This is a genomic window from Rhizobium sp. NZLR1b, assembly GCF_019685155.1.
GTDB lineage: Bacteria > Pseudomonadota > Alphaproteobacteria > Rhizobiales > Rhizobiaceae > Rhizobium.
Window position 1 is genome coordinate 198,629 of record NZ_JABDWC010000002.1, and the last position, 23,832, is coordinate 222,460.

The window sequence follows — 23,832 nt, forward strand, 5'->3', positions numbered from 1 at the left end:
GTCCCAAAGCTATTCATATTTCCCCAGCCCAGTGGCCCGCCGGACGGAATCCAGCGCCCTGAAGTTGCAATTGCGGTAACCGTTGTCGACGAGCGTAGATTACAAATTGAATTTTCAATTGCAAGTGAAATTTATGCGCTCACTGGACGAGTGATGCACCGTGACTTCGCAGACGTTCCAGGCACCTCAGCAGGGAGTTGAGCTATGCCGCCAGCGCATGTATAGGATGCAGCGTGCCGTCGCTGTAGACGAAGCGGCCGGCGCGGAACGTCGCACGGATGCGATGGACCTCGCCTGGCTCAACCACGACCAGATCGGCGCGCTGGCCGATGGCGATTTCGCCGCGATCCAGGAGGCCGGCGGAGCGGGCGGCATTGCCGGTGGCCATGGCGACGGCGGCCGGCAGTCCACCCTCCACCATGTCGGCGAGCTTGAAGATGCCCGGCACGAAGGCGGCCGGGTGATAGTCGGCGGCGATGACGCTGAGGAGACCGGCCCTTGCGGCATCGAGGGCGCTGAGATTGCCCGACATCGACTGGCCGCGCAGCGCGTTCGGCGCTCCCATCAGCGTCCAGAGGCCGCGCCGGCGCGCCTCCTCTGCGGCGGGCGCCGTCACCGGAAACTCGCTGATGGTGACGCCGAGGTCGTGCATCTCGGCGACTTTTTCGACGCTGTCATCATCATGCGAGGCCAGCGACAGCTTGTGCTTCAGCGACAGCGCGACGATCTCCTTCAGCTTGGCCTCGATGTCAGGATTGTTGCGCATGGCGATGCGCTTGGCGACGATCTCGGCTGCCATTTCCTCGGAGACGGCGCGGCGCTCGGAAATGCTGAGGATGTAGCTTTGCAGGTTGTTGTACTGGCCCTGGCCCGGCGTGTGGTCGGTCAGCGAAACCATGTCGATCTGGTCGGCATTCAGCAGGCGTTCGAGCGCCGGAGCGGCGCCGACATTGGTGATTTCGTAGCGGGCGTGAACGCGGTGATCGATCAGCAGATTGTCGCGCAAGCGGTTGATGCCTTCGATGACCGCCGAGGTCGTCTCCAACGAGCGGACGTGACCATAGACGCTTTCGGTGGCGAAGGAGACGGCGGCAAAGGCCGTGGTGACACCGGCGGCGGCAAGCTTCTTGTCGAGTTCATGAATGCCGAAATCGATCGGCATCGTCGCGTTCGGGCGCGGCGCGATCTCGCGCTCGATCATGTCGCCGTGCAGATCGACGAAGCCCGGCATCAGCAGCCGGCCGCCGCCGTCGATCGCCGCCCCGGCAACCGGCTCCGGCCTGATCTCGGCAATGACGCCGTCCTCAACACGCACGGAACCTTCGCTCACCACCTCGTTTGGGAGAACGAGGGTGAAATTGCTGAGCCACATGGGCTTTCTCCTGACCGCATCGGATGATTGACAGACCGCAGCGGATAGAACCGCTTCGTGACAGTCGTATGAAATTTCGAGCACACTCACCTTAAAGCGGAAACTTGCGCTTTGGAAATGGTCCGATGCGCCGCTCCACGAATTCACGGTCACCGATCCAACCGAGTACCCTGTCCAACAGCCAGTTGACTAGTTATAACTTAACTAGTAATACTATGACTATGACCTTAATCAAACGCTCACCAGTCGCGCTCGCTGTCCTTGCAATGCTCATGGAAGAGCCGCTGCATCCTTACCGAATGCAGCGGCTCATCAAGGAGCGCGGCAAGGATGAAGTGATCAACGTCACGCAGAGGGCGAGCCTTTATCAAACCATCCATCGGCTCGAGCGCGAGGCATTGATTGCCCAGCAGAAAACAGTCCGGGATGACAAGCGTCCCGAGCGGACCGTATACGAGATCACCGAAAAGGGCCGCGACGTTGCGCTGGCATGGATCCGCGAGATGTTGTCGACCTTGACGCGGGAATATCCGGAATTCCCCGCAGCCGTATCATTTCTTGCTCTGCTGACGCCGAACGATGTGTTGGGTCTGCTTGAGCACCGGGCAAAAGCCATCGAGTCGGAACTTCGGCGGATCGACGGGCTCCTGCGGGAGGCGCAGGCCGTACCAAGGCTCTTCCTACTTGAGATGGAATATCTCCGAGCGCTTCACGCGACCGAGTTGTCTTGGGTCAATGGCGTCATCGGGGACCTGCGCGCCGGGCGCATCACCTGGACAGACGAGTGGCTCAGGCAGATTGCCGTCGAGTTCTCCACCCACTCCAAGCTCGACAAGGACTAGCACCATGAAGGTTTTGATTATCGGCGCCGGGACTGGCGGTTTGGCACTCGCTCATCTGCTTAAACAGGCTGGCGTTTGCATTGCGGTGTATGAGCGCGACATCGCACCGAACGCCGACACCGGCGGCTATCGCGTCGGTATCAGCCCGGCTGGGAGCCGAGCGCTAAAGGCCTGTATACCCAACGAACTCTACGACCTCTATCTTACCACATGCGCCAGGTCGCCATGCTATTTCAACATGTTGACGGAACAGCTTGGTGAGGTGCTGAGCTTCGACATCGGTGATGCGGCTGCGAATACTCTTGACGGTGAAAAGAACGTCGTTCGAAAGACGCTGAGGCGGGTTCTGCTCAGGGGGCTTGAAGACAACGTCTCCTTCGGCAAAGCGCTTCAGGGGTACGGACGTAACGCCGACGGGTCCGTCACCGCTTGCTTTCAGGATGGAAGTCTGGCGACGGGAGATGTTTTGGTCGGCGCTGACGGCACGAACTCTGCTGTGCGCAGGCAATACTTGCCGGAAGCGCGTCTGGAAGACACGGGGATCGTGTCGCTCGGGGGCAAAATTCCTATGACGGTCGAGGCGAAAGCTCTGCTGTCGGACAAGATGCTGAAAGGCATGTCGATGATTATGGCGCCGATGGGGTTCGGCGCGATTATTCACTCGCTCGAGTTCGCCGACAGCCGCAGCAACCCTGATTTTGCCGCTCGCTGGCCGGATTTCGTCGAAGCGCTCGACGAGGACAGTATCGGCTGGGGCATCTGGGGCGCTCGGCAGAATTGCCCGCGGGATACGGCCGGCCTGAGCGGAGAGCAATTGAGAGAATTGGGCCTGGAGCTTGCTCGGGACTGGCATCCGCACTTGCGCGCGCTCATCCGTATGACGGAGCCCGCGACCATCCACGATGTCAAGGTCAGGACTTCCGTGCCGCTGAAACCTTGGACGAGTTCGAACGTCACACTGCTCGGTGACGCCGTCCATACGATGACACCTGGACGCGGCGCCGGCGCCAATACGGCGCTTCGCGATGCCGCTCTGCTTGGGCATATGCTGGTCGAGGCGGACCGAGGTCAAAAGCCGCTCGTCGAAGCCATACACGCCTATGAAGCCGAAATGCTTCGCTACAGTACCGAAGCAGTACTCGAATCGAAAAGGCATATGGATGCCAGCGATCCGGCTCATCGGCCGATTGTCGGCACAGTCCAGCTCGCTGCCATGCGCGGCGTCATGCGCATCATCAACGCAACACCTGTATTAAAGCGACGTGCCTTTCGGCAGATGATGCGAGTTCGCGGCGAAAACTAAGACGATCGCGGGTAATGGGATCGCCCCGCAGGCAATTTGGCGAACGAGGCCTCGATCGCCGCATCCGCTATCGAAGATCATTCCTGTTCAACATGGCCCATTGCAGCAGCATGATCGTCTTGGCGTCGAAGATCTCGCCGTCTTCGATCATTCCGGCGGCTTCGTCGAGCGGGACTTCGAGAACCTCGATATCCTCGTGCTCCTCGTCCAGGCCGCCGCCTTCCGCGACCCGGTCGGCGATGTCGATCAGGGAGACGAAGAAGTGGACGACTTCGGTGACCGCGCCCGGCGACGGGTAGCATTTGAAGAGGAAACGCGCATCGCGCAGGTGGTAACCGGTTTCTTCCATCGCCTCGCGGCGGATCGCCTGTTCGGGATGGTCGTCATCGAGAAGGCCGGCCGGCACCTCGATCATCCAGGCCGGATCGCCGTTCAGATGCACGGCAAGCCGGAACTGGCGGACGAGAACGACGAGATCCCGCTTCGGATCATAAAGCAGGATGCAGGCGGCGGGCGTGCGGTGATAAACCTCCCGCTTCAAGCGCTGGGTCGCGCCTTTGCGGTCGATATAATCGAGCAGATAACTGCTCAGCTTTGTCCAACCATTCGACAGCGTTTCCTCGCTGACGATCTTCACCCGCGATTTCGGCTGCATCATGCTGCGTCCCTGCGAAGCCAGACCTTGTTATCATGCACGGCCGCCCCGCCATAGGGCGCGACCGGGTCGGCGCCGGTCAAGACGTTGATACCCTCGCCATCGACATGCGCCTTGTTCGGCCAGAGGCCCTCGGCGATCAAAACGCCAGGTTTCACCTCGGTGGTGATGCGGGCGTGGATGCGCAGATCGCCGCGACTGTTGCCGATGCGGACGAGATCGCCGTGGGCGATGCCATTGGCTTCAGCGTCGGCGGGATTGATCATCACCTCAGGACGGCCTTCCTTCTGACGAGACGTCTTGGTCTCGGAGAAGCTCGAATTCAGAAAATTGCGGGCGGGCGACGTGGCGAGACGGAAGGGATGTTCGCGATCGGCAACTTCGATGACATCGACCTGATCGGGGAAAGCCGGAAGCTCGGCATGCGGCCCGAGCACGCCGATCGCCGCCGGCGGCTTGTTCGGCGCCGGCTGATTGATCCAGTCCGGGCGGAAATGGAACTTGCCATCCGGATGGGCAAAGCCGTTCAGATAATGCGCCTCCTCGAAAGCGGGCTGACGATCGAACCATTTGTGTTCGAGGAAATGGTCGTAATCCGGCAGGCCGCTCGATTCGAGGACGCGGTCGACCATTTCGCGGGCAGAAAAACCGAAGCCGGGTCGATCGGCGACGCCGAGGCGTTTGGCCAGTTCCTCGATGACGAAGAGATTGGTGCGCACGCTAGGTGGCGGCTCGACCAGCTTCGGCCCGAGCAGGATATGGTTCTGGCCACCGGCCCGGTAGATGTCGTCATGCTCGACGAACATCGTCGCCGGGATGACGATGTCGGCGATATCAGCCGTCTCGGTCATGAACTGCTCGTGCACGGCGACGAAGAGGTCGTCCCGGGCAAAGCCGCGTCTGACGAGGCGCTGTTCGGGAGCGATGTTTGCCGGGTTGGTGTTCTGGATCAGCATTGCTCTCACCGGGCCGCGATGGCGTAGCGCCACAGCATCGCCGGTGAGCACGCGGCCGATCTGCGACTGATCGAGCATGCGGATATCGGCATCCTTCATCGGCCGGCCGGTCAGCTCCGCATTGTTCATGCGGAAGATATCGCTGTTCGAATGGAAGGCGCCGCCGCCCTCATATTGCCAGGAACCGAGAACGGTGGCGATCGAGGCGGCCGCATGCATGGCTACGGCGCCGTTGCGCTGGCGGGTGAAGCCATAGCCCAGGCGGAAGAAGGTCTTTTTCGTTGTGCCGACGAGGCGGCCGAAGGCTTCGATCTCCTCGACCGAAAGGCCGGTGATATCTGCTGCCCATTGCGGCGTCCTGGTTTTCAGATGCGCTTCGAGCCCCGCGGGATCGTCGGCATATTTCGCCATGTAGTCACGGTCGGCATGGCCGTCGCGGAAGGCGATGTGCATGACGGCACAGGCAAGTGCCGCATCGGTGCCCGGCTTGACGATCAAGGCCATGTCGGCCTGCTTCATCGTCGGATTGTCGTAAATGTCGATGACGACGATCTTCGCGCCGCGCTCCTTGCGCGACCTGATGGCGTGGGTCATCACGTTGACCTGCGTCGAGACCGCGTTGGTACCCCAGATGACGACGCAATCGGTGCGGCCCATCTCGCGCGGATCGGGACCGCGCAGCGTGCCGGTCGCCATGGTGAAGCCGGTCCAGGCGGGGTTGGTGCAGATCGAAGAGAAGAAGCCCGAATAGCGCTTGGCATGGCGCAGGCGATCAATCGAATCGCGCTGCACCCAGCCCATGGTGCCGGCATAGAAATAGGGCCAAATCGCCTCGCTGCCGTCCCTTGCCTCGACCTTCACGAAGGCTTCGGCGATCTCATCCAGCGCATCGTCCCAGGAAATCTGCTGCCACTGCCCTGCCCCCTTGGCGCCGGCGCGGCGCAAGGGATGCATCAGCCGCTCGGGATGGTAGAGCCGCTCGGCATAACGGGCGACCTTGGCGCAGATGACGCCGGAGGTATAGGAATGGTCGCCGGCGCCGCGCACGCGGCCGATGCGGCCATCCTCTGCTATATCGACCTCCAGCGCGCAGGTGGAGGGACAGTCGTGCGGACAGGCCGTGTGGCCTACCCTGGTGTCCGACTTCGGGGATTTGGCGTGGATGGGGGTCGCAATGTTCATGGCATTTGTATATTCCAAGGCTTGCACGGCCAAAAGCCACAAAACTTCCCCATGACGCGAATTCATACGGACATCAGCGAAAATGAACTACCGCCACATCTATCACGCGGGCAATTTTGCCGATGTGCTGAAACATGCCGTGCTGGCGCGGCTGATCCGCTACATGCAAAAGAAGGATGGGGCATTCCGCGTGCTCGACACGCATGCCGGCATCGGGCTCTACGACCTCTCGTCCGAAGAAGCGCAGAAAACCGGCGAATGGCTCGAAGGCATCGGCAAGCTGATGGAGGCCGATCTCGGCCCTCAGGTTTCCGAACTGCTGGAGCCGTATCTCTCCGCCATCCGCGAACTCAACCCTGAGGGCGGCGTCCGTTTCTATCCCGGATCGCCGAAACTTGCGCGGCTGCTGTTCCGGCCACAGGATCGCTTGTCGGCAATGGAACTCCATCCCGAAGATTTCGTCAGGCTGCACCGGCTGTTCGAGGGCGATCACCACGCCCGCATCACCGAGCTCGACGGCTGGCTGGCGCTCGGCGCGCACCTGCCGCCGAAGGAGAAGCGCGGCATCGTGCTCGTCGATCCGCCCTTCGAGGAAGAGGACGAATATCAGCGCCTCGCCGAGGGACTGGAAAAGGCCTATCGCCGTTTTCCCGGCGGCACCTATTGCCTGTGGTATCCGCTGAAGAAGGGTGCGCCGATCAAGGAATTCCACGAGGCGCTGCAGGCGCTCGACATCCCGAAAATGCTCTGCGCCGAACTCGCGGTCCGCAGCGACCGCGGCATCACCGGATTGACGGGCTCAGGCCTCGTCATCGTCAACCCGCCCTTCACGCTGAAGGACGAGTTGCATCAATTGCTGCCGGCATTGAAGGACCATCTGGCGCAAGACCGTTTTGCCTCGCACCGGGCCTTCTGGCTGCGCGGCGAGAACAAGGCGGCGATCAAGGACGATTGACCCGGCAACCGGGTTCGGGAATAGTCCGCGCCACAGGTCCACAATCTGATCAGGTATCCCATGAAGCTGCTCTGTTCGCCCGCCTCGCCCTATTCCAACAAGGTGCGGATGGCCGCGCATTTTCTCGGCCTAGGGGTGAACGCCATTCGGGTCGACACCAATACCGGACCGGCGATCCTGGTGGACAACAATCCGCTCGGCAAGATCCCGACGCTGCTGACCGATGACGGAGTGTCGATATACGACAGCGTGGCGATCATGCATTATTTCGACCGGCTGACGAAGGGCAAGCTCTATCCTGCGAAGAAGGGCAAGCGCACGGATGCGGAAATCCTCGAGGCGCTTTGCGACGGCATCTGTGACTGCCTGCTCGCCATCATCTACGAGCGACGCTTCCGCGACGAGGAAAAGGTCCATCAGCCCTGGATCGACCGGCAATGGAAAAAGGCGACGAGCGGGCTTGCTCACCTCAGCGCCGATCCGCCGAAGCTCGGCAAGAAGCTCAGCGGCGGGCATTTCGCGCTGGCCGCGACGCTCGATTATCTCGAGCTGCGCTTCAAGGACCAGTGGGAAGCCGATCATGCGCCGCTGGTCGACTGGCTGCGGCAGTTCGACAAGAAATTCCCCGCCCATGGCGAACTGAAAGCCCAGGGCTGAGAGCAGTCGGCTCGTCGGGCGTGAGCGCCGGCAACAACAAGGAAGCAGCAAAAAGCCGGGCAACGTGCCCGGCTTTTCCATGCTTGGACGGTTCTGTTCGGCTTAGAACTTGACGCCGATACCGAGCTTGACGCTGTTCTCGTCGTAACCGCGCGAGAAGCTGCCGGAGTCGAGGTCGTAGTCCTTGCTCTGGTAGTCGGTGTAGCGATATTCGAGGCGCGTCGTGATGTTGTTGGTCACGAAGGCTTCGACGCCAGCGCCGACCGTATAGCCGTAGTTCGTCTTGCTTTCATCCGAGGTGCCGTCGGAAACCTTGACGTTGCCGAGGGCAAGACCGGCGGTGCCGTAGAGCAGGAAGGGGTTCATGTCGTAGCCGACGCGGCCACGGACGGAGCCGTTCCAGCCATACTTGTTCTTGACGCCGTCTGAGGAGACGTCGTCGCCGCTGTAGCCGAGATCGGATTCAACGCCATAAACGATCTGGCCCTGCTGCCAGTTGTAACCGGTGAAGACCTGGCCGCCGAAACCATAGGTGTGACGGTCGGAACCGAAGTCACCCATGTTGTAGGTGCCGGCGCCGCCGAGGTAAAAGCCTTCCCAGCTACCGGCCGGCTTGACCGGAGCGTCCTGGGCGACCGGTGCTTCCGGAACCTGGTCGACGGCATCGGCCGCCTGAGCTGCCGAGACGCCCGCAATTGCAAAAACGGAGGCCATGAGGCCAGCAATGAGTACACGCATACTTAGTCTCCTTTCAGTCCCGCTTTGCTTGCCATCTGTCTATCAGTGAAGCATTGGCGGGATATTGCCAGATGTCCCTTCCGGATCGAGACTGAAATTGGAACTCAAATGCGGATTTGAAAGAGCCAAATTGTGATATCATTGTGGCTGCCGCGTGGCCGAAATTCGATGTTGCTTGAGTGCAACATACACTTCATTAACCATACCGAAGAGTTAATCTTAAAATACTTATTTTAAGAAATCGCATTCTTAAATAATACATAGAATATCCTGCTCACGGACGCAACCGCGACGGCCTATTTATATAATCTCCGCCCGCGCCTATATAGTCAGCAGACAGACTCGCGGGATCAGAAGGCAGGATTTTGAACCACAAAAGACTTCGCTCGGCCCTTGTAACTGGGGCCGCTAAAAGAATAGGCAGGGCAATCGCCGAAGACCTTGCTGCAAATGGCTTTTCCGTTGCGATCCACGCGAACGGCTCCATCGATGAAGCCGAAGAGCTGGCGGCGGAATTGCGGCAGAAGGGATATCGGGCGATCGCGCTTATGGCCGATCTTACCGATATCGGCGAAACAAGCGCGCTCATGAAAAGAGCGTCAGAAGCTCTCGGGCCGATCGACCTGCTCGTCAACAACGCCTCGATCTTCCGCCAGGATTCGGCCCGCAGTTTCGATGCGCAGGCATGGGCGCAGCATTTCGACATCCATGTGCGGGCGCCCTCGATTCTCGCTGCGGGTTTTGCCGAACAACTGCCCGACGATGCGAACGGACTGATCGTCAACATCATCGACCAGCGGGTCTGGGCGCTCAACCCCGGCTTCTATTCCTACACGCTTTCGAAGGGCGCACTCTGGACGGCGACGCAGACGATGGCACAGACCTTTGCGCCGAAGCTGCGCGTCAACGCCATCGGCCCCGGTCCGACGGTGCGTAGCGCGCGGCAGTCGGAAGAGGACTTCCAGGCACAGATCGACGGGCTTATCATGAAGGCGGGGCCGGGATTCGGCGAGTTCGGACAGACGATTCGCTTTCTCTTCGACACGCCCTCGATCACCGGCCAGATGATTGCCCTCGATGGCGGCCAGCACCTCGCCTGGCAGACGCCCGATGTGGCGGAGATTACGGAATGAACGGACGAAAGCTGCCGGATGGCGGCGTTCTCTACGATGATACGGATGAGAGCGAAGACGATATCGAGGTGGAAGGCGATGTTTCCGCCGCCGCCCCGCTTGCGACTGCGGTCGACTGGAACGCGGGCAGCCTCAACGAGACCGGGCTCATCGGCGCGGAACTGATCGGCGAATTCGTCAAGCGGCTGCCGAACAGCCCCGGCGTCTACCGCATGTTCAATGCCGACGGCGACGTGCTTTATGTCGGCAAGGCGCGCAGCCTGAAGAAGCGCGTCGGCAATTACGCCGTCGGCCGCGTGCATTCCAACCGCATCGCCCAGATGGTGCGCCAGACGGCGAACATGGAATTCGTGACGACGCGCACGGAAACCGAAGCGCTGCTGCTGGAAGCGAATCTGATCAAGCGCTTGCGGCCGCGCTTTAACGTGCTGCTGCGCGACGACAAGTCCTTTCCCTATATCCTCATCACCGGCGACCATCGGGCGCCGGCCATTTTCAAGCATCGCGGTGCGAGAGCGCGAAAGGGCGACTATTTCGGACCTTTCGCTTCGGCCGGCGCGGTCGGGCGGACGATCAATTCGCTGCAGCGTGCCTTCCTGATCCGCACCTGCACCGACAGCGTCTTCGAAACGCGCACCCGCCCCTGCCTGCTCTACCAGATCAAGCGCTGTTCCGGGCCGTGCACCCACGAGGTCAGCGACGGGGGTTACGGCGAACTGGTGCAGGAGGCGAAGGACTTCCTCTCCGGCAAGAGCCAGAAGGTGAAGTCGCACATGGCTGAGGCCATGAACCAGGCGGCCGAGGACCTCGACTTCGAGCGGGCGGCGATCTATCGCGATCGACTGGCAGCACTTTCGCATGTGCAGAGCCATCAGGGCATCAATCCAGCCGGCGTCGAGGAGGCGGATGTTTTCGCCATCCACCATGAGGGCGGCATTTCCTGCATCCAGGTGTTCTTCTTCCGCACCGGTCAAAACTGGGGCAACCGCGCCTATTTCCCGAAGGCCGATCCGCAGCTTTCCGGCGCCGAAGTGCTGAATGCCTTTCTCGCTCAGTTCTACGACGACAAGCCTGTGCCGAAGCAGATCATGCTGTCGGAAACGATCGAGGAGATGGAACTGCTCGCGGCCGCACTCAGCCAAAAGGCCGCTCACAAGGTTTCGATCCTGGTGCCGCAGCGCGGTGAGAAGCGCGATCTGGTCGACCATGTCGTCGGCAATGCGCGCGAGGCGCATGGGCGAAAGCTCGCCGAGACGGCGTCGCAATCGCGGCTGCTCGAAGGTTTCAAGGACACGTTCGGGCTTGCCTATGCACCGCAGCGCATCGAGATCTACGACAACTCGCATATCATGGGCACCAATGCCGTCGGCGGCATGGTGGTCGCGGGGCCGGAAGGTTTCGTCAAAAACCAGTACCGCAAGTTCAACATCAAATCGACCGACATCACCCCCGGCGACGACTTCGGCATGATGAAGGAGGTGATGACGCGGCGCTTTTCGCGGCTGATCAAGGACGAAGGCATTCCCGACCGGACGGCGCAGACCGCCGCGCCCGACGCCGCCGACATGCCCTTCCCGGCCTGGCCCGATGTGATCCTGATCGACGGCGGCCAGGGGCAGATGACCGCGGTACGCGCCATCCTCACCGAGCTCGGCATCACCGACAGCGTGACGGCGATCGGCATCGCCAAGGGCGTCGACCGCGATGCCGGGCGCGAGCGCTTCTTCCCGCCGGGACGCGAGAGTTTTACCCTGCCGCCGCGCGATCCGGTGCTCTATTTCGTCCAGCGCATGCGCGACGAGGCGCATCGTTTCGCAATCGGCTCGCACCGGGCACGGCGCAAGAAGGAAATGATCAAGAACCCGCTCGACGAGATCGGCGGCATCGGGCCATCGCGCAAACGCGCGCTGCTCCAGCATTTCGGCACGGCGAAGGCGGTTTCTCGCGCGGCGCTCTCCGACCTGATGACGGTCGAAGGCATATCGGAAGCCGTCGCCAAGCAGGTCTATAACCATTTCCACGACGACGCCGCGAAATAACCGGTGTCCGTCGCAAATTCCACGCAAAGGCAGTGAAAAGACAGAAAGAATGTTGACGGTCCGCAGCCAAAGCCGTCATCTACCGCATCGGCCCGAAAATCGGAATCGATTGGAAAGCACGATGCGCAGGTTCAAAGTGTTACAGCGTCCTTTGCGCGTCTGAAAAGCCGCGCGGCGCTGTAGCGGCGCATCAATTCAGAGAAACGATCCCATGGCATCGCGTGCGTACAGCATTCCCAATCTTCTGACCTACGGCCGTATTCTCGCCGTACCGCTGATCGTTCTCTGCTTCTTCATCGAGGGTAAGCTGTCGATCAGCAACACGGCGCGCTGGGTGGCGCTGTGGATCTTCGTCATCGCCTCGATCACCGATTTTCTCGACGGCTATCTCGCGCGCATCTGGAACCAGACGTCGAATATCGGCCGCATGCTCGATCCGATCGCCGACAAGCTGCTGGTCGCCTCGATCCTTCTCCTGGTCGCCGCCGACCAGACGATTGCCGGCTGGTCGATCTGGGCTGCGATCACCATTCTCTGCCGTGAGATCCTGGTATCGGGCTTGCGCGAATATCTGGCAGCGCTGAAGGTCAGCGTGCCGGTGACGCGCATCGCCAAGTGGAAGACGACGCTGCAACTCGTCGCCATCGCCTTCCTGCTCGCCGGCCCGGCCGGCGACGAGATTTTCCCCTACACGACGCAGACCGGCATCGCGCTCTTATGGATCGCCGCGCTGCTGACCATCTATACCGGCTATGATTATTTCCGCGCCGGGGTGAAACATATCGTGGATAACGAGGAATGACCCGGCTGGTCTATTTCGCATGGGTGCGTGAGCGCATCGGCAAGAGCGAGGAGGATATCGACCTCCCCTCCTCCGTCGTTACCGTTACCGATCTCTTGAATCATTTGAAGACGCTGGGCGAAGAATATGAGACCGCGCTTCAATATCCCGAGGTGATCCGCGTGGCGCTCGACATGGAGCATGTCGAGCATGACGAGCCGATATCAGGCGCGCGCGAGATCGGGATATTTCCTCCGATGACGGGGGGGTGAGACAGTGATGGTGGTGCCGTGTCGCTACCCCCCTCTGTCCTGCCGGACATCTCCCCCACAAGGAGCGAGATTGGCTGGAAGCACGAATTTCCCCAACCAATCAACCTCGCAGCCCGGAAAAACAGAAGATGGGCACGATGGTCAAGCCGCCCGTAATTTCCCTCCTTGTGGGGGAGATGCCCGGCAAGGCAGAGGAGGGTTGGCAGGGCACGCCCTCTCCATAGTTTCCGCTACTGCATCAAAACAGTTGGGGATGTTATCATGATCATCACCCCCACCATCCGCGTCCAGCATGAGGACTTCGACCTTCAAACCGAGGTCGACCGCCTCTCCAAGGACAGGCCCGGCATCGGCGCCGTCGTCACCTTTTCCGGCCTCTGCCGCGATGAAGGCGGGGCGCTCTCGGCGCTCGAACTCGAACATTATCCCGGCATGGCCGAAGCGGAGATGGCCCGCATCGGCGATCTCGCCATTGCCCGTTTCGGGCTTCTCGGCCTCACCGCCATCCACCGTTACGGCAAGATCGCCGTGGGCGAGAATATCGTGCTCGTCATTGCAGCGGCGCCGCACCGGCAGGCGGCGTTCGACGGCGCCAATTTCGTCATGGATTTCCTGAAGACCGCAGCCCCCTTCTGGAAGAAGGAGCATGGTCGGGATGGCGCCACCGGCGAGTGGGTCACGGCGAGAGACGCCGACGACGCGGCGCGCGACAAGTGGAAATGAATTAGAGCGTGACTCGCTCCCTGCGGCTCATGACCAAGACCAGGACGAGCAGCGAGAAGATCACCAGATCCCGCCAGACAAAGGGGCCATAGGCCCCCCACATGGTCTCGACGACGGCGAGGCCGGCGGCGCCGCCTGCCGAGCGTAGCGGATCGGAATAGCCGCCGACAGCCGCAATCAGCAGCACCTTCAGCCCGAACATCAGGCCGGCGCCGAAATCCATCGAACCGTAATAGAAGGTGGCGAGGATTCCGCAAATCGTGGCGACGAGGCTAGCTGCCGCATAAGCGACGAGAAAGACGCGGTTGGCGCTGGTGCCGCAGAGCTCGGCGGCCAGCGGGTCGTCGGTGACGGCGCGCCAGATGCGGCCCCAGGCTGTGCGCCTGAGGATCAGCGTTCCAACAGCGACGATGGCTGACATCAGCGCGGTGTCGATCAGTTGGATATAGGTGAGCGTTACCTTGAACGGGCCGTCACTCCAGAAGATCACCGTATCGTTCAGAAACGGCGGCAGCCAGATGGTGCGGGTATTGGCGGCAAGCCTGGCGGTCTCCATCAGCACGATCATGATGCCGAGGGCGGCGACGATGACCGTATTCGGCGATTTGTTGACCAGCGGCAGCATGATCGACCGGCCGATCCACAAGCCCGCCCCCAGCGAATAGGCGATGGAAGCGCAGGCGCCGACGGCAAGGGCGGCCGGCAGCACCAGCCAGAGGCGGTTGAAGGCGAGTTCGGTGAAGAGCAGCAGGATCTGGCCTGCGAAGGCGAAAATCGCCCCATAGGTGATATCGGCCCGCTTCGTCACGCCGAAGGCTACGGCATAACCGAAGGCGAGCGCGGCATAGAGAGCAGCGAGCGGAACCGCATTCGCCAACTGCTGCAGAAGATAGGCCATTCCAGACACTCCACGTCACCAAAATTATAACTGGCAAAAGTTATTTCACCAGTTATAATTTCACCATGAGCTTTTCCTGGACCCCTCACCGCTTTGCCGGCGGCGCCCTGGCGCTCGATGTCGCCAACAGCGTCGTGCTGCGCCATGATGCAGCGCGGCGGATCGACCGCTTCGCGGTTCGGGACCAGATGCGGGACTTTCCGCATGCCGCCGCCGAATTCTGCGCCGAACGCGCCCTGTTCGGCGATATCGCCCCGGTGGCGGCGGAAAACGAGACGGATTTCATCGCGCTGCGGGAAGCGATCGACCTCTATTTCCGCAAGCGTATACTGGATGGCGGCGATGACCAATTGCTGGCCTTGCTGCTGGAAGCGCTGGCGAAGGTGTTGCGCGAAGCAAGCTCCGGCAGCCTGGCGGCGGCCACCGCGCATTCGGTGCTGCGGCTGATCACCATGCCCGATCCGGAACGCATGAAGATCTGCGGCAATTGCGGCTGGCTGTTCATCGACCGCAGCAAGAACAGGAGCCGCGCCTGGTGCGACATGGCGGTCTGCGGCAACCGCGCCAAGGCGAACCGGCATTATCGCCGCAAGAAGGAGGAGACGCCATGAGGAAATATCTGATCCTGACGGCAGCAACAATTGGCCTTCTGCTGTCTGCCTGCCAACGCCAGGCTGAAGACCTGGTCGAAGTCACCGGCCATCTCTTCGTCTTCAACTATCGGGTGGCAAGCGCCACCTATCTGCTGACGCTGAAGAAGACGGGTCCTATTCCCGACGGTTCTCTCATCATCGCCGAATTTGAAAATCCTCAGGGCGGCGATCCGCTGGTACTGAACCAGAAAATCTACCCGATCGACGACAAAATTGCGCTGCAGAGCGAAAAACTGCACTGCGTGCGCAAGGACCGTCCCTATTCCGTCAGTGTCCGGCTGGTCGACAAGGACGGCAAGGTGCTGCAGGAGTTGAAGACGCAGTTCCGCTCCGATCTCGACCAGACCGTGCTGCCGAGCAAGCCGCTGGTCCTCGGTGCGCTTTATGACAAGAACCCGGAGGTCTTCAAGCCTGACGGCAGCGTCGATTTTTCGAATACCGACAAGTGCCCCGCATAGAGGCTATTCGGCATGGAAAAAGCCGGAGCGAGGCCCCGGCTTTCGAGAGTCAATTCAAGGCATTGCCGGGCAATGCCGAAGCGTGGCCTCAGCCGACGACTTCGGTATCGGAGAACCAGTACTTGATTTCCTGGGCAGCCGTCTCCGGAGCATCCGAGCCGTGAACGGAATTTTCGCCGATCGACAGGGCATGAACCTTACGGATCGTGCCTTCGTCAGCGTTTGCCGGGTTGGTCGCGCCCATGATCTCGCGGTTCTTGAGGATGGCGCCTTCGCCTTCCAGAACCTGAACGACGGTCGGGCCGGAGGTCATGCCTTCGACGAGTTCGCCGAAGAAAGGACGCTCCTTGTGAACGGCGTAGAAGCCTTCAGCTTCGCGACGGCTCATCCAGACGCGCTTGGAGGCGACGACGCGCAGGCCGGCATCTTCGAGCATCTTGGTGATGGCGCCCGTCAGATTGCGCTTGGTTGCATCCGGCTTGATCATCGAGAAGGTGCGTTCAATCGCCATAGTCAAATCCTCTGTTTTCGGGAAAAGTGGGCGGTCTTTACCCGCCCCAACGCCCGAAAACAAGGGGTCGACGGCAATTTCACGCCGCTGTCACAGTCCTGCCGCGGCTTTCATGGAGATCGAGGCAGCGCTCGAACCAGAGCATGACGGGATCGTCGGCGGCCAGCATGGCGAGGCCGGCGGAGACGCGCAGCCATTGCAGCGCGCCGAAGACGATATAGTCGGCAAAGAGCGGCGTCTGCCCGCCGATGAAGGGCTGGAATTTCAGCATGTGCCTGAGCGGCTCAAGCTTGGCTCCGAAGGCGGCCTTCTCCGCTTCGCTGTCGGCGGCAACCACCTCCAGCGATTTGCCGAGCCTGACCTCGCGGCTCTCACGGAAATACGCCTTGTCTCCCTCGTCGAGGTTCGCATGAATGTCGAGAAGAGCAATGCGCATGATCGCCGGATGGATGATCATCTGCGAATAGCCTTCCACCATGCGCGACAGCGCTTTGCCGCCCTCGCCGGCAAATAGCGACGGCCGCTCGGGATAGGCCTCCTCCAGATAGAGGGCGATGTCGAAACTGTCGGAGACCAGCCGGCCGTTATCGTCGAGAACGGGCACCGTCTGCGAGACGCCGCCGCCGATTGCGCGGATGCGGGCATAGGTCGTCGGGATCTCTTCGAAATCCAGCCCCTTATGCGCCAGCGCCATCACCGCCTTCCAGCAATGGGGCGAGAAGAAGCGCCGTTCGTCGGCGCCGCAGAGGGAATAGAGGGCTCGGGTCATAACGGTCCTTTCGTGGTCACAACGCCGAGCATTCCACGACAGAAAACGCCTGCGATCAAATCAGGAAATTTCATGGCGCCATCACTGCGATTTCTGGTGAAACGGGATAAATTGCCGCTGCCACGACAGGAGGGACTGCATGCTCAGACATTACAGGATGTTTGCCGCCTATAATTGCTGGGCCAACGCCCAGATCTATGCCGTCGCGGCCGAACTCAGCGACGCGGAATTCCGCAGCGACCGCGGCGCCTTCTTCGGGTCGCTGCATCGCACGCTCAATCATCTGCTCGTCGCCGACCGGATCTGGATGAAGCGCTTCACCGGCACCGGCGACGCGCCGGCGACACTCGATGCCGTGCTCTTCGAGGAATTCGATGCGCTTGCAACCGCACGCAAGGCTGAGGACGAGCGTATCATTGCCTGGACGGGCATGCTGGATGAGAAAGCCCTTGCCGCCGACTTCACGTATTCGCCGGTGACGCAGCCGATCGAGATCACCCAGCCATTGTCGCCGGCGCTGGCGCATCTCTTCAACCACCAGAGCCATCATCGCGGCCAGTGCCACATGACGCTGACGGCGCTCGGCAAGCCGAGCCTCAGTCTCGATCTCATCTACTTCCTGCGCAGTGAGGGCCGCGAGTGGATGTGAGGCAGCCTTCAAGACTGCATTAACCGCCTTTGCCGGTTCCACTGCCAAGCCGGCGCTTTCCGTCCAAAGATTCAGCCTCTCTTAAAAGCCTTGCGCGCATAGCGGAATGAAGGGAAGAAGCCCGGCCGCGAGGGATTATCATGCAGAATGCAAGCGCAAACGCATTGATGCCGCGCGAGGCGGCGCGCCCAGCGCCCACCGCCTACATTCAGAAGATCGCCCAGCATCTGGCGCGCCTGAACGTCGTCGCCTTGCCGCGCAACTACGAACTCTTCCACGAGGCGATTATCGGGCTGAATGCCGGTCTTGCGCAGGATATCGCCGCGCTCGGGTCCCAGCCGCAACAGGCGATGCTCGACGAACTCGGATTGAAATATCGCCTCGTCGGCCATTGCGGGCTGGCGGGTGAGACGTCGAGGAACGAGGCGAGCCGCATGCTGCGTGAGGTAGCGGACAGGCTTGCCGAAGGACTGAGGCACAAGGACGCCTTTGCACGCGCCTGCGGCACGATCCTGAAATCGGTTTCCGATTATAACGACCAGAGCCTTGCCGCCTTCCTCGGCGAGGTCGACTACCTCTCCGCCTCGCTTGCGACGGTGCTATCGGCGGAGACGGAGATCGCGGCTAAGCTGCAGGATGACATCAAGAGGCTGGAAACTCTGGAACGCGGGATTTCGGCGATGCAATCGGCCGCCGTCGCCGACAGGGTCACCGGGCTCCCGAACCGCATCGCGCTGAACCGGGAGATAGCCGATCTCTATGAGCGCGAAGAAGGTTTTGCCGGCAGTGCGCTGATCATGGTCGATATCGACAATTTTTCCGATCTCAATGAAAGATACGGCGCCCAGGCAGGCAACAAGCTGCTGAAGAAGCTCGCCGGGCTTTTCCGCAAGTCGGTCAAGAAGAACGACTTCGTCGCCCGCACCGAGGCTGACGAGTTCGCGCTGCTGTTTTCCAATGTCGGCATGCAGGATTCCATGACGATCGCCGAGCGGCTGCGCGCCTCCGTCGAGGACAATCTCGTGTTCGCAACCTCGGACAACGCCGATCACGGCAGGCTGACCATCTCGATCGGCGTGGCGCTCAGCACCGATGCGGCAACACCGGGACAGTTGCAGGCCAATGCCCGGGTGGCGCTTCTCGCCGCGCAGTCCAATCCGCGACGGCCGGTGCAGGCTTTCGGACACTGAAGTCGCGGACGACACGCTGCCGAACGGGACGACCGCGGAACAAGCGCTCTTGCCTTGGCGGACGCTTTCGGCCAAAACGCCAGCCATGATCACGCTCACCGATATTTCCGCCCGCATCGCAGGGCGCCTGCTTCTCGATAATGCCAGCATTTCGCTGCCCTCGGGCACGAAGGCGGGGCTCGTCGGGCGGAACGGCGCCGGCAAGTCGACGCTGTTTCGCGTCATCACCGGCGATCTCGGCTCGGAGACCGGGTCGGTGTCGATCCCGAAAGCCGCGCGCATCGGCCAGGTGGCGCAGGAAGCGCCGGCGACCGAGGACGCGCTGATCGAGATCGTGCTTTCAGCCGACAAGGAGCGCGCGGCCCTCGTTGCCGAAGCGGAGACGGCGACCGATCCGCACCGCATCGCCGAAATCCAGATGCGGCTCGTCGATATCGACGCGCATTCCGCCGAAGCGCGCGCAGCGAGCATTCTTGCCGGCCTCGGCTTCGACCAGGAGGCGCAAGCCCGCCCCGCCTCCTCCTTTTCCGGCGGCTGGCGCATGCGCGTCGCCCTTGCCGCCGTGCTGTTTTCCGAGCCGGATCTGCTGCTGCTCGACGAGCCGACCAACTATCTCGACCTCGAAGGTACACTATGGCTGGAAGACTATGTCCGGCGCTATCCGCACACTGTCATCATCATCAGCCATGACCGCGACCTGTTGAACAATGCAGTCAATGCAATCGTCCATCTCGACCAGAAGAAGCTGACCTTCTATCGCGGTGGTTACGACCAGTTCGAGCGACAGAAGGCGGAAGCCGACGAGCTGCAGACCAAGGCCAAGGCCAAGAACGACGCGGCCCGCAAACATCTGCAGGGTTTCATCGATCGCTTCAAGGCCAAGGCTTCCAAGGCCCGGCAGGCGCAATCGCGCGTCAAGGCGCTCGAGCGCATGGGAACGGTCGCCGCGGTGATCGAGGACCACGTACAGCCGATCACTTTTCCCGAGCCGGAAAAGCAGCCGGCCTCGCCGATCGTCGCGATCCAGAGCGGCGCCGTCGGCTATGAGCCCGGCAATCCGATCCTGAAGAACCTCAACCTGCGCATCGACAATGACGACCGCATCGCCCTGCTCGGCTCCAATGGCAATGGCAAATCGACCTTCGCCAAATTCATCTCCGGCCGGCTTGCGCCGGAAAGCGGCGAAGTGAAGCTGGCGCCGAGCCTGAAGATCGGCTTCTTCGCGCAGCACCAACTCGACGATCTCATCCCCGAGCAATCGCCGGTGGAGCATGTGCGCCGGCTGATGCCCGGCGCGCCGGAGCCCAAGGTGCGCGCCCGCGTCGCCCAGATGGGGCTTGCCACCGAGAAGATGGCGACCGCCGCCAAGGATCTTTCCGGCGGCGAAAAGGCCCGCCTGCTGATGGGGCTTGCCGCCTTCAATGCGCCCAATCTGCTGATCCTCGACGAACCCACAAACCATCTCGACATCGACAGCCGCCGTGCGCTGATCGAGGCCCTGAACGATTACGAAGGCGCCGTCATCCTGATCTCGCACGATCGTCATCTGATCGAGGCGACGGTCGATCGGCTGTGGCTGGTCAATGGCGGTACGGTGACGACCTTCGAAGGCGATATGGACGAGTATCGCGACCTCATCGTCAGTTCAGGTAAAAAAAAAGAAGAAAAGCCGCAGCTAACTGAAGACGCGACATCGAAGGCCGACCAGCGCAAGCTCAATGCCGAACGTCGCGCCTCGCTGACGCCTCTCAGGAAAAAGATCAACGAAATCGAATCCTTGACGGCGAAGCTGGAGAAACAGATTCAGGCGCTTGACGCGGAACTTGCAAATCCCGCGCTTTACGAGAAAACGCCCGCCAAGGCTGCCGAGAAGGTCAAGCAGCGCGGCGAGGCTGCGGCAAAACTGGCTGCCGCCGAGGAAGACTGGCTGATGCTTTCGGCCGAATACGAAGAAGCGATGGCGGGATAGGCCTTAGAACAAGATGCCGCCCGAAAACCGCTCACACTTTTCCGGCATCATGCTCTAACGAAAGCGTGGGGAAGTGCCGCGGACCGGCACAATTCCGGCCACCATCAACCAATCGTTAACCATAATCCGAAAGGTTGTCTCAACATTCGTTACCGATTTGTTGAGCCCTTTCGATGTATCGTTTTTTCATTCTGTCCTGCATGGCCCTTACGGCCACCCTATCTGCCTGCACCACCACCAAAGCCCCGGATACATCGATCAAGACCTCCTCGGTGATCGCGCCCGAGGAGCGGAAACTTGCCTATGTCGGCGACAATGCGCCGCCGCGCATGACCGGCTGGCACCATCTGGCCGGACGGATGCTGGAAGTCTCGTCGCTCGCCGATCTCAAGCTGCAGGACAGGGAGGTGATCCTGAGCTTCGACGACGGCCCGATCCCCGGCCGGACCGACAAGGTGCTGGCGATCCTCGACCAGTTCGGCGTCAAGGGCGCCTTCATGATGGTCGGCGAAATGGCCGAAATGCATCCGGCGCTGGCCCGCAAGGTCGCTGAGGACGGCAACACGATCGGCAGTCACACCTATGACCACGCCAACCTGAGTGCGCTTGATTTCGACGCGGCGATGGCCGAGGTGATCAAGGGCGAATTGGCGGTGACCAAGGCGACGGGGACCGACGTTTCCTTTTTCCGTTTCCCCTATCTTTCCGAGAACCACAGACTGCGCGCCGCGATCGCCATGCGCGATTTGGTAGTCATGGATGTCGATATCGACAGCAAGGACTATTTCGCCACAACACCGGCCTCCGTGACTCAGCGGACGATGGACCTGCTGCGCAAGCGCGGCCGTGGCATCATTCTGATGCATGACATCCACAAGCGCACCGCAACGATGCTGCCGACCCTGCTTTCGGACCTTGAAGCCGAAGGCTACAAGGTGGTGACGCTGAAGTTCAAGAAGACGCAGGCGCCGAACAATCTCGTTGCCTCGGCCGATTTCGTGACGACCCGTTAAAGCCGGGTTGCCAAGCCTGGACCGGCTGCCTAGATCTGAGCGACGTCAACGGAAACCGGCAGGTCGAACATGAACCTTCATCTCGAAACGGACGACGATCCGCGCACCCGCCAGTTCATCGACGAGCATAACCGGGTGTCCGACGCTGCACTCAGAACAGCTGAATTCGTCAGGGATCGGGACGCGATCAAGGCGCTGATCGAACGGCAGGACAGGCTGATCGTGCCGATGCGCCGCGGCGACTGGCTGTTCGATTTCCGGCAGAGCAAGGACAATCCTCTCGGCGTCTGGCTCCGTCTGCCTGCCGACCAGGAACCGCTGCCGGACGCCGATTGGGAGCCGGTCTTCGATCTCGATGCCTTCTGTGCCAGTGAAGGCAAGCGCTGGAGCTGGCGCGGCGCGGTTACCTGCCCGTGGGAGCCGACGCGGGTGCTGCTCACGCTTTCCGACGGCGGCTCCGACCTTAACCGGCTGCTCGAGTTCGACGCCGAGAGCAAGCAGATCGTCGAGGGCGGTTTCGATACGCCGACCGCACGATCGCATGCCAATTGGCTGAGCCGCGACGAGATCTGCTATTTCGGCTCCATCGACCGATTTTCGTCGACCCGCTCCGGATGGCCACGGGTCGGGCGGCGATTGAAGCGCGGGCAGCGGCCAGAAGATGCCACCGCCATGTTCGAAGCCGCAAACGAGGACGTCTACGGCTTTAATCTCGTCATCGACCCGGCCCTGTCGGGCGCTTCGGCGGATGCCGGATTGATCGACATTTTCGTCGCCGCCCATGAGATCGGCGTGGCCAGCGCGTTCCTGATCGGCGACGACGGCACGCGGCGGCGCATCGATCTGCCCAAGGAGGCGGACTTCCAGTTCAATCATGATCATTGCCTCTGGCGGGCAAAGACCGATGAGCGCGTTGCCACCGGCAGTCTCGTGCTGCAGCGCTTCGATCCGAGTTCGGAGACGGTTCCGCTCGGGCCGGCGCGGATCCTGTTTCAGCCTGGCGAGGGCCAGTCGATCTCGCAGATGATGCTGATGCGCGAGTGGTGCGTCTTCATCATCTCCGATCGGCTTCGTCCGCGTCTCCTGGTGCTGGACCTGACAAAGCCCGATGCCGAACAGCGCGAGATCGCGCTGCCGGCGGACATGCAGACGGCTCATTTCAGGCCGCTCTATGCGGATCTGCATCTTGGCGACGATACGCTCTGCATCGTTGGCCAGGGTTTCCTGCAGGCTCCGGCCTGTTACCGCCTCGCGCTGTCGGACCGCAGCAAGGAGGCCGGGCCGATTTTCGTCGCCGCGGCGCCCAGCTATTTCGATGCGACCGGTATGTCATCCGAACTGCTGGAGGCCGTTTCCGAGGACGGAACCAAGGTTGCCTACCGGCTGGTCCTGCCGAAGCAGTGGACCAAGGGGGCGCTGCCGGTGCTGCTTTACGGCTATGGTGGCTTCGACGTCTCGCTGTCGCCGAACTATTCCGGGGTGACGGGACGCTGGCTGGAACAAGGCGGCGCCTATGTGCAGGCCTATATCCGCGGCGGCGGCGAATTCGGGCCCGACTGGTATCGCAGTGCCAAGCGGCAGGGGCGAGACCGGGCGTTTGCCGATTTCGTCGCCATCGCCCGCGACCTCGTCGACCGCGGCTATACCGTGCCGTCGCGGATCGCCTGCCAGGGCGGCAGCAATGGCGGCCTGCTGACGGGCGTGATGCTGACGCGTTACTCTGAAGATTTCGGCGCCGTCTGGTGCCAGGTACCGGTGCTCGACATGACACGCTTTCACCTTTTCAGCGCAGGGCAAGCCTGGATGGACGAATACGGCGATCCGGAGACGCCGGCGGACCGGGATTTCATGCTCGGTTATTCGCCGCTTCACAATGTCAGGCCGGCGACCGAGATCACCTACCCGCCGATTTATATCGAAAGCTCCGCCAATGACGACCGCGTGCATCCCTCGCATGCGCGCCGCTTCGCCGCGCGGCTGGAGGAAGAAGGACACCGGCCGCTCTTCCATGAATTCGGCTCAGGCGGGCATGGCGGCGACGGCAATTCCGAAGAACGCGCCGCCCGCGCGGCAATGGGTTACAGCTTCCTTCGCCAGACCATCATGGGCTAGTA

The 23,832-nt window shown here is 61.5% G+C and carries 23 protein-coding genes; 16 read left to right on the forward strand and 7 right to left on the reverse strand.

What is annotated here, in order from left to right; genetic code table 11:
• Window positions 1–202: 202 nt before the first annotated feature.
• Window positions 203–1,372, reverse strand: coding sequence for an alpha-D-ribose 1-methylphosphonate 5-triphosphate diphosphatase (locus HJB84_RS03200; protein ID WP_207583697.1), 1,170 nt, complete (start codon window positions 1,370–1,372; stop codon window positions 203–205).
• Between the two features lie 221 nt (window positions 1,373–1,593).
• Here HJB84_RS03200 and HJB84_RS03205 point away from each other — a divergent pair, with 221 nt between their 5' ends.
• Both HJB84_RS03205 and HJB84_RS03210 read left to right on the forward strand, forming a co-directional pair.
• Window positions 1,594–2,214, forward strand: coding sequence for a PadR family transcriptional regulator (locus HJB84_RS03205; RefSeq protein ID WP_259669589.1), 621 nt, complete (start codon window positions 1,594–1,596; stop codon window positions 2,212–2,214).
• A 4-nt stretch (window positions 2,215–2,218) separates the two neighbouring features.
• A complete protein-coding gene (locus tag HJB84_RS03210) occupies window positions 2,219–3,517 on the forward strand; it encodes an NAD(P)/FAD-dependent oxidoreductase (RefSeq protein WP_221115264.1) in 1,299 nt (432 codons plus the stop codon).
• 67 nt (window positions 3,518–3,584) lie between these two features.
• Here HJB84_RS03210 and HJB84_RS03215 read toward each other — a convergent pair whose 3' ends face one another.
• On the reverse strand, window positions 3,585–4,175 hold the full coding sequence (locus HJB84_RS03215) for an NUDIX domain-containing protein (protein WP_207583694.1): 591 nt from the start codon (window positions 4,173–4,175) through the stop codon (window positions 3,585–3,587).
• The gene (locus tag HJB84_RS03220) at window positions 4,172–6,376 is read right to left on the reverse strand and encodes a molybdopterin-dependent oxidoreductase (RefSeq protein ID WP_221115265.1); all 2,205 of its coding nucleotides are present in this window, start codon (window positions 6,374–6,376) and stop codon (window positions 4,172–4,174) included. The genes HJB84_RS03215 and HJB84_RS03220 overlap by 4 nt, the downstream gene beginning before the upstream one ends.
• Window positions 6,377–6,392: 16 nt before the next feature.
• Here HJB84_RS03220 and HJB84_RS03225 point away from each other — a divergent pair, with 16 nt between their 5' ends.
• Together HJB84_RS03225 and HJB84_RS03230 are read left to right on the forward strand one after the other, a co-directional pair.
• Window positions 6,393–7,265 carry a 23S rRNA (adenine(2030)-N(6))-methyltransferase RlmJ gene (locus HJB84_RS03225; protein ID WP_207583692.1) on the forward strand — a complete coding sequence of 291 codons (873 nt, stop codon included), beginning with the start codon at window positions 6,393–6,395 and terminating at the stop codon, window positions 7,263–7,265.
• Window positions 7,266–7,325: 60 nt separating this feature from the next.
• Window positions 7,326–7,922 carry a glutathione S-transferase gene (locus HJB84_RS03230; RefSeq protein ID WP_207583691.1) on the forward strand — a complete coding sequence of 199 codons (597 nt, stop codon included), beginning with the start codon at window positions 7,326–7,328 and terminating at the stop codon, window positions 7,920–7,922.
• A gap of 102 nt (window positions 7,923–8,024) precedes the next feature.
• Here the strand turns inward: HJB84_RS03230 and HJB84_RS03235 are convergent, their stop codons facing one another.
• Window positions 8,025–8,660, reverse strand: a complete 636-nt coding sequence (locus HJB84_RS03235; RefSeq protein ID WP_207583690.1) for an outer membrane protein — start codon at window positions 8,658–8,660, stop codon at window positions 8,025–8,027.
• A gap of 365 nt (window positions 8,661–9,025) precedes the next feature.
• Between HJB84_RS03235 and HJB84_RS03240 the strand changes: the two genes are divergently transcribed.
• The 5 genes from HJB84_RS03240 (at window position 9,026) to HJB84_RS03260 (ending at window position 13,608) form a co-directional block, all read left to right on the forward strand.
• The gene (locus HJB84_RS03240; RefSeq protein ID WP_207583689.1) at window positions 9,026–9,793 is read left to right on the forward strand and encodes an SDR family oxidoreductase; all 768 of its coding nucleotides are present in this window, start codon (window positions 9,026–9,028) and stop codon (window positions 9,791–9,793) included.
• Window positions 9,790–11,832 (forward strand): excinuclease ABC subunit UvrC, encoded by a 2,043-nt coding sequence (uvrC, locus tag HJB84_RS03245; RefSeq protein ID WP_207583688.1) that lies wholly within the window; start codon window positions 9,790–9,792, stop codon window positions 11,830–11,832. The genes HJB84_RS03240 and uvrC overlap by 4 nt, the downstream gene beginning before the upstream one ends.
• 211 nt (window positions 11,833–12,043) lie before the next feature.
• Window positions 12,044–12,634, forward strand: a complete 591-nt coding sequence (gene pgsA / locus HJB84_RS03250; protein ID WP_164008748.1) for a CDP-diacylglycerol--glycerol-3-phosphate 3-phosphatidyltransferase — start codon at window positions 12,044–12,046, stop codon at window positions 12,632–12,634.
• Window positions 12,631–12,885, forward strand: coding sequence for a molybdopterin converting factor subunit 1 (moaD, locus tag HJB84_RS03255; protein ID WP_207583687.1), 255 nt, complete (start codon window positions 12,631–12,633; stop codon window positions 12,883–12,885). Before pgsA ends, moaD begins: the two co-directional genes overlap by 4 nt.
• 261 nt (window positions 12,886–13,146) lie before the next feature.
• Window positions 13,147–13,608 carry a molybdenum cofactor biosynthesis protein MoaE gene (locus HJB84_RS03260; RefSeq protein ID WP_221115266.1) on the forward strand — a complete coding sequence of 154 codons (462 nt, stop codon included), beginning with the start codon at window positions 13,147–13,149 and terminating at the stop codon, window positions 13,606–13,608.
• Between the two features lies 1 nt (window position 13,609).
• Here the strand turns inward: HJB84_RS03260 and HJB84_RS03265 are convergent, their stop codons facing one another.
• A complete protein-coding gene (locus HJB84_RS03265) occupies window positions 13,610–14,506 on the reverse strand; it encodes a branched-chain amino acid ABC transporter permease (RefSeq protein WP_207583685.1) in 897 nt (298 codons plus the stop codon).
• Between the two features lie 65 nt (window positions 14,507–14,571).
• Between HJB84_RS03265 and HJB84_RS03270 the strand changes: the two genes are divergently transcribed.
• The gene (locus HJB84_RS03270; RefSeq protein WP_221115267.1) at window positions 14,572–15,117 is read left to right on the forward strand and encodes a CGNR zinc finger domain-containing protein; all 546 of its coding nucleotides are present in this window, start codon (window positions 14,572–14,574) and stop codon (window positions 15,115–15,117) included.
• Window positions 15,114–15,617, forward strand: a complete 504-nt coding sequence (locus tag HJB84_RS03275) for a hypothetical protein (RefSeq protein WP_221115268.1) — start codon at window positions 15,114–15,116, stop codon at window positions 15,615–15,617. Before HJB84_RS03270 ends, HJB84_RS03275 begins: the two co-directional genes overlap by 4 nt.
• A gap of 88 nt (window positions 15,618–15,705) precedes the next feature.
• Here the strand turns inward: HJB84_RS03275 and ndk are convergent, their stop codons facing one another.
• Both ndk and HJB84_RS03285 read right to left on the reverse strand, forming a co-directional pair.
• Window positions 15,706–16,128: a nucleoside-diphosphate kinase gene (gene ndk, locus HJB84_RS03280; protein ID WP_179610847.1), complete on the reverse strand. Its 423-nt coding sequence runs from the start codon at window positions 16,126–16,128 to the stop codon at window positions 15,706–15,708.
• Between the two features lie 79 nt (window positions 16,129–16,207).
• A complete protein-coding gene (locus HJB84_RS03285) occupies window positions 16,208–16,897 on the reverse strand; it encodes a glutathione S-transferase family protein (RefSeq protein WP_221115269.1) in 690 nt (229 codons plus the stop codon).
• A gap of 139 nt (window positions 16,898–17,036) precedes the next feature.
• Here HJB84_RS03285 and HJB84_RS03290 point away from each other — a divergent pair, with 139 nt between their 5' ends.
• The 5 genes from HJB84_RS03290 (at window position 17,037) to HJB84_RS03310 (ending at window position 23,830) form a co-directional block, all read left to right on the forward strand.
• A complete protein-coding gene (locus HJB84_RS03290; protein WP_221115270.1) occupies window positions 17,037–17,546 on the forward strand; it encodes a DinB family protein in 510 nt (169 codons plus the stop codon).
• 140 nt (window positions 17,547–17,686) lie between these two features.
• Window positions 17,687–18,736, forward strand: coding sequence for a diguanylate cyclase (locus HJB84_RS03295; protein WP_221115271.1), 1,050 nt, complete (start codon window positions 17,687–17,689; stop codon window positions 18,734–18,736).
• Window positions 18,737–18,821: 85 nt separating this feature from the next.
• A complete protein-coding gene (locus HJB84_RS03300; RefSeq protein WP_221115272.1) occupies window positions 18,822–20,705 on the forward strand; it encodes an ABC-F family ATP-binding cassette domain-containing protein in 1,884 nt (627 codons plus the stop codon).
• A 173-nt stretch (window positions 20,706–20,878) separates the two neighbouring features.
• Complete coding sequence (locus HJB84_RS03305; protein ID WP_221115273.1) at window positions 20,879–21,718, forward strand: polysaccharide deacetylase family protein; 840 nt, start codon at window positions 20,879–20,881, stop codon at window positions 21,716–21,718.
• A gap of 69 nt (window positions 21,719–21,787) precedes the next feature.
• Window positions 21,788–23,830: a prolyl oligopeptidase family serine peptidase gene (locus HJB84_RS03310; RefSeq protein WP_221115274.1), complete on the forward strand. Its 2,043-nt coding sequence runs from the start codon at window positions 21,788–21,790 to the stop codon at window positions 23,828–23,830.
• Window positions 23,831–23,832 lie beyond the last annotated feature (2 nt).

Bases quoted from the DNA above. Each gene is read 5' to 3' on its own strand.
- HJB84_RS03200 (WP_207583697.1), bottom strand. From the start codon at position 1,372: ATGTGGCTCAGCAATTTCACCCTCGTTCTCCCAAACGAGGTGGTGAGC.
- HJB84_RS03205 (WP_259669589.1), top strand. From the start codon at position 1,594: ATGACCTTAATCAAACGCTCACCAGTCGCGCTCGCTGTCCTTGCAATG.
- HJB84_RS03210 (WP_221115264.1), top strand. From the start codon at position 2,219: ATGAAGGTTTTGATTATCGGCGCCGGGACTGGCGGTTTGGCACTCGCT.
- HJB84_RS03215 (WP_207583694.1), bottom strand. From the start codon at position 4,175: ATGATGCAGCCGAAATCGCGGGTGAAGATCGTCAGCGAGGAAACGCTG.
- HJB84_RS03220 (WP_221115265.1), bottom strand. From the start codon at position 6,376: ATGAATTCGCGTCATGGGGAAGTTTTGTGGCTTTTGGCCGTGCAAGCC.
- HJB84_RS03225 (WP_207583692.1), top strand. From the start codon at position 6,393: ATGAACTACCGCCACATCTATCACGCGGGCAATTTTGCCGATGTGCTG.
- HJB84_RS03230 (WP_207583691.1), top strand. From the start codon at position 7,326: ATGAAGCTGCTCTGTTCGCCCGCCTCGCCCTATTCCAACAAGGTGCGG.
- HJB84_RS03235 (WP_207583690.1), bottom strand. From the start codon at position 8,660: ATGCGTGTACTCATTGCTGGCCTCATGGCCTCCGTTTTTGCAATTGCG.
- uvrC (WP_207583688.1), top strand. From the start codon at position 9,790: ATGAACGGACGAAAGCTGCCGGATGGCGGCGTTCTCTACGATGATACG.
- pgsA (WP_164008748.1), top strand. From the start codon at position 12,044: ATGGCATCGCGTGCGTACAGCATTCCCAATCTTCTGACCTACGGCCGT.
- moaD (WP_207583687.1), top strand. From the start codon at position 12,631: ATGACCCGGCTGGTCTATTTCGCATGGGTGCGTGAGCGCATCGGCAAG.
- HJB84_RS03260 (WP_221115266.1), top strand. From the start codon at position 13,147: ATGATCATCACCCCCACCATCCGCGTCCAGCATGAGGACTTCGACCTT.
- HJB84_RS03265 (WP_207583685.1), bottom strand. From the start codon at position 14,506: ATGGCCTATCTTCTGCAGCAGTTGGCGAATGCGGTTCCGCTCGCTGCT.
- HJB84_RS03270 (WP_221115267.1), top strand. From the start codon at position 14,572: ATGAGCTTTTCCTGGACCCCTCACCGCTTTGCCGGCGGCGCCCTGGCG.
- HJB84_RS03275 (WP_221115268.1), top strand. From the start codon at position 15,114: ATGAGGAAATATCTGATCCTGACGGCAGCAACAATTGGCCTTCTGCTG.
- ndk (WP_179610847.1), bottom strand. From the start codon at position 16,128: ATGGCGATTGAACGCACCTTCTCGATGATCAAGCCGGATGCAACCAAG.
- HJB84_RS03285 (WP_221115269.1), bottom strand. From the start codon at position 16,897: ATGACCCGAGCCCTCTATTCCCTCTGCGGCGCCGACGAACGGCGCTTC.
- HJB84_RS03290 (WP_221115270.1), top strand. From the start codon at position 17,037: ATGCTCAGACATTACAGGATGTTTGCCGCCTATAATTGCTGGGCCAAC.
- HJB84_RS03295 (WP_221115271.1), top strand. From the start codon at position 17,687: ATGCAGAATGCAAGCGCAAACGCATTGATGCCGCGCGAGGCGGCGCGC.
- HJB84_RS03300 (WP_221115272.1), top strand. From the start codon at position 18,822: ATGATCACGCTCACCGATATTTCCGCCCGCATCGCAGGGCGCCTGCTT.
- HJB84_RS03305 (WP_221115273.1), top strand. From the start codon at position 20,879: ATGTATCGTTTTTTCATTCTGTCCTGCATGGCCCTTACGGCCACCCTA.
- HJB84_RS03310 (WP_221115274.1), top strand. From the start codon at position 21,788: ATGAACCTTCATCTCGAAACGGACGACGATCCGCGCACCCGCCAGTTC.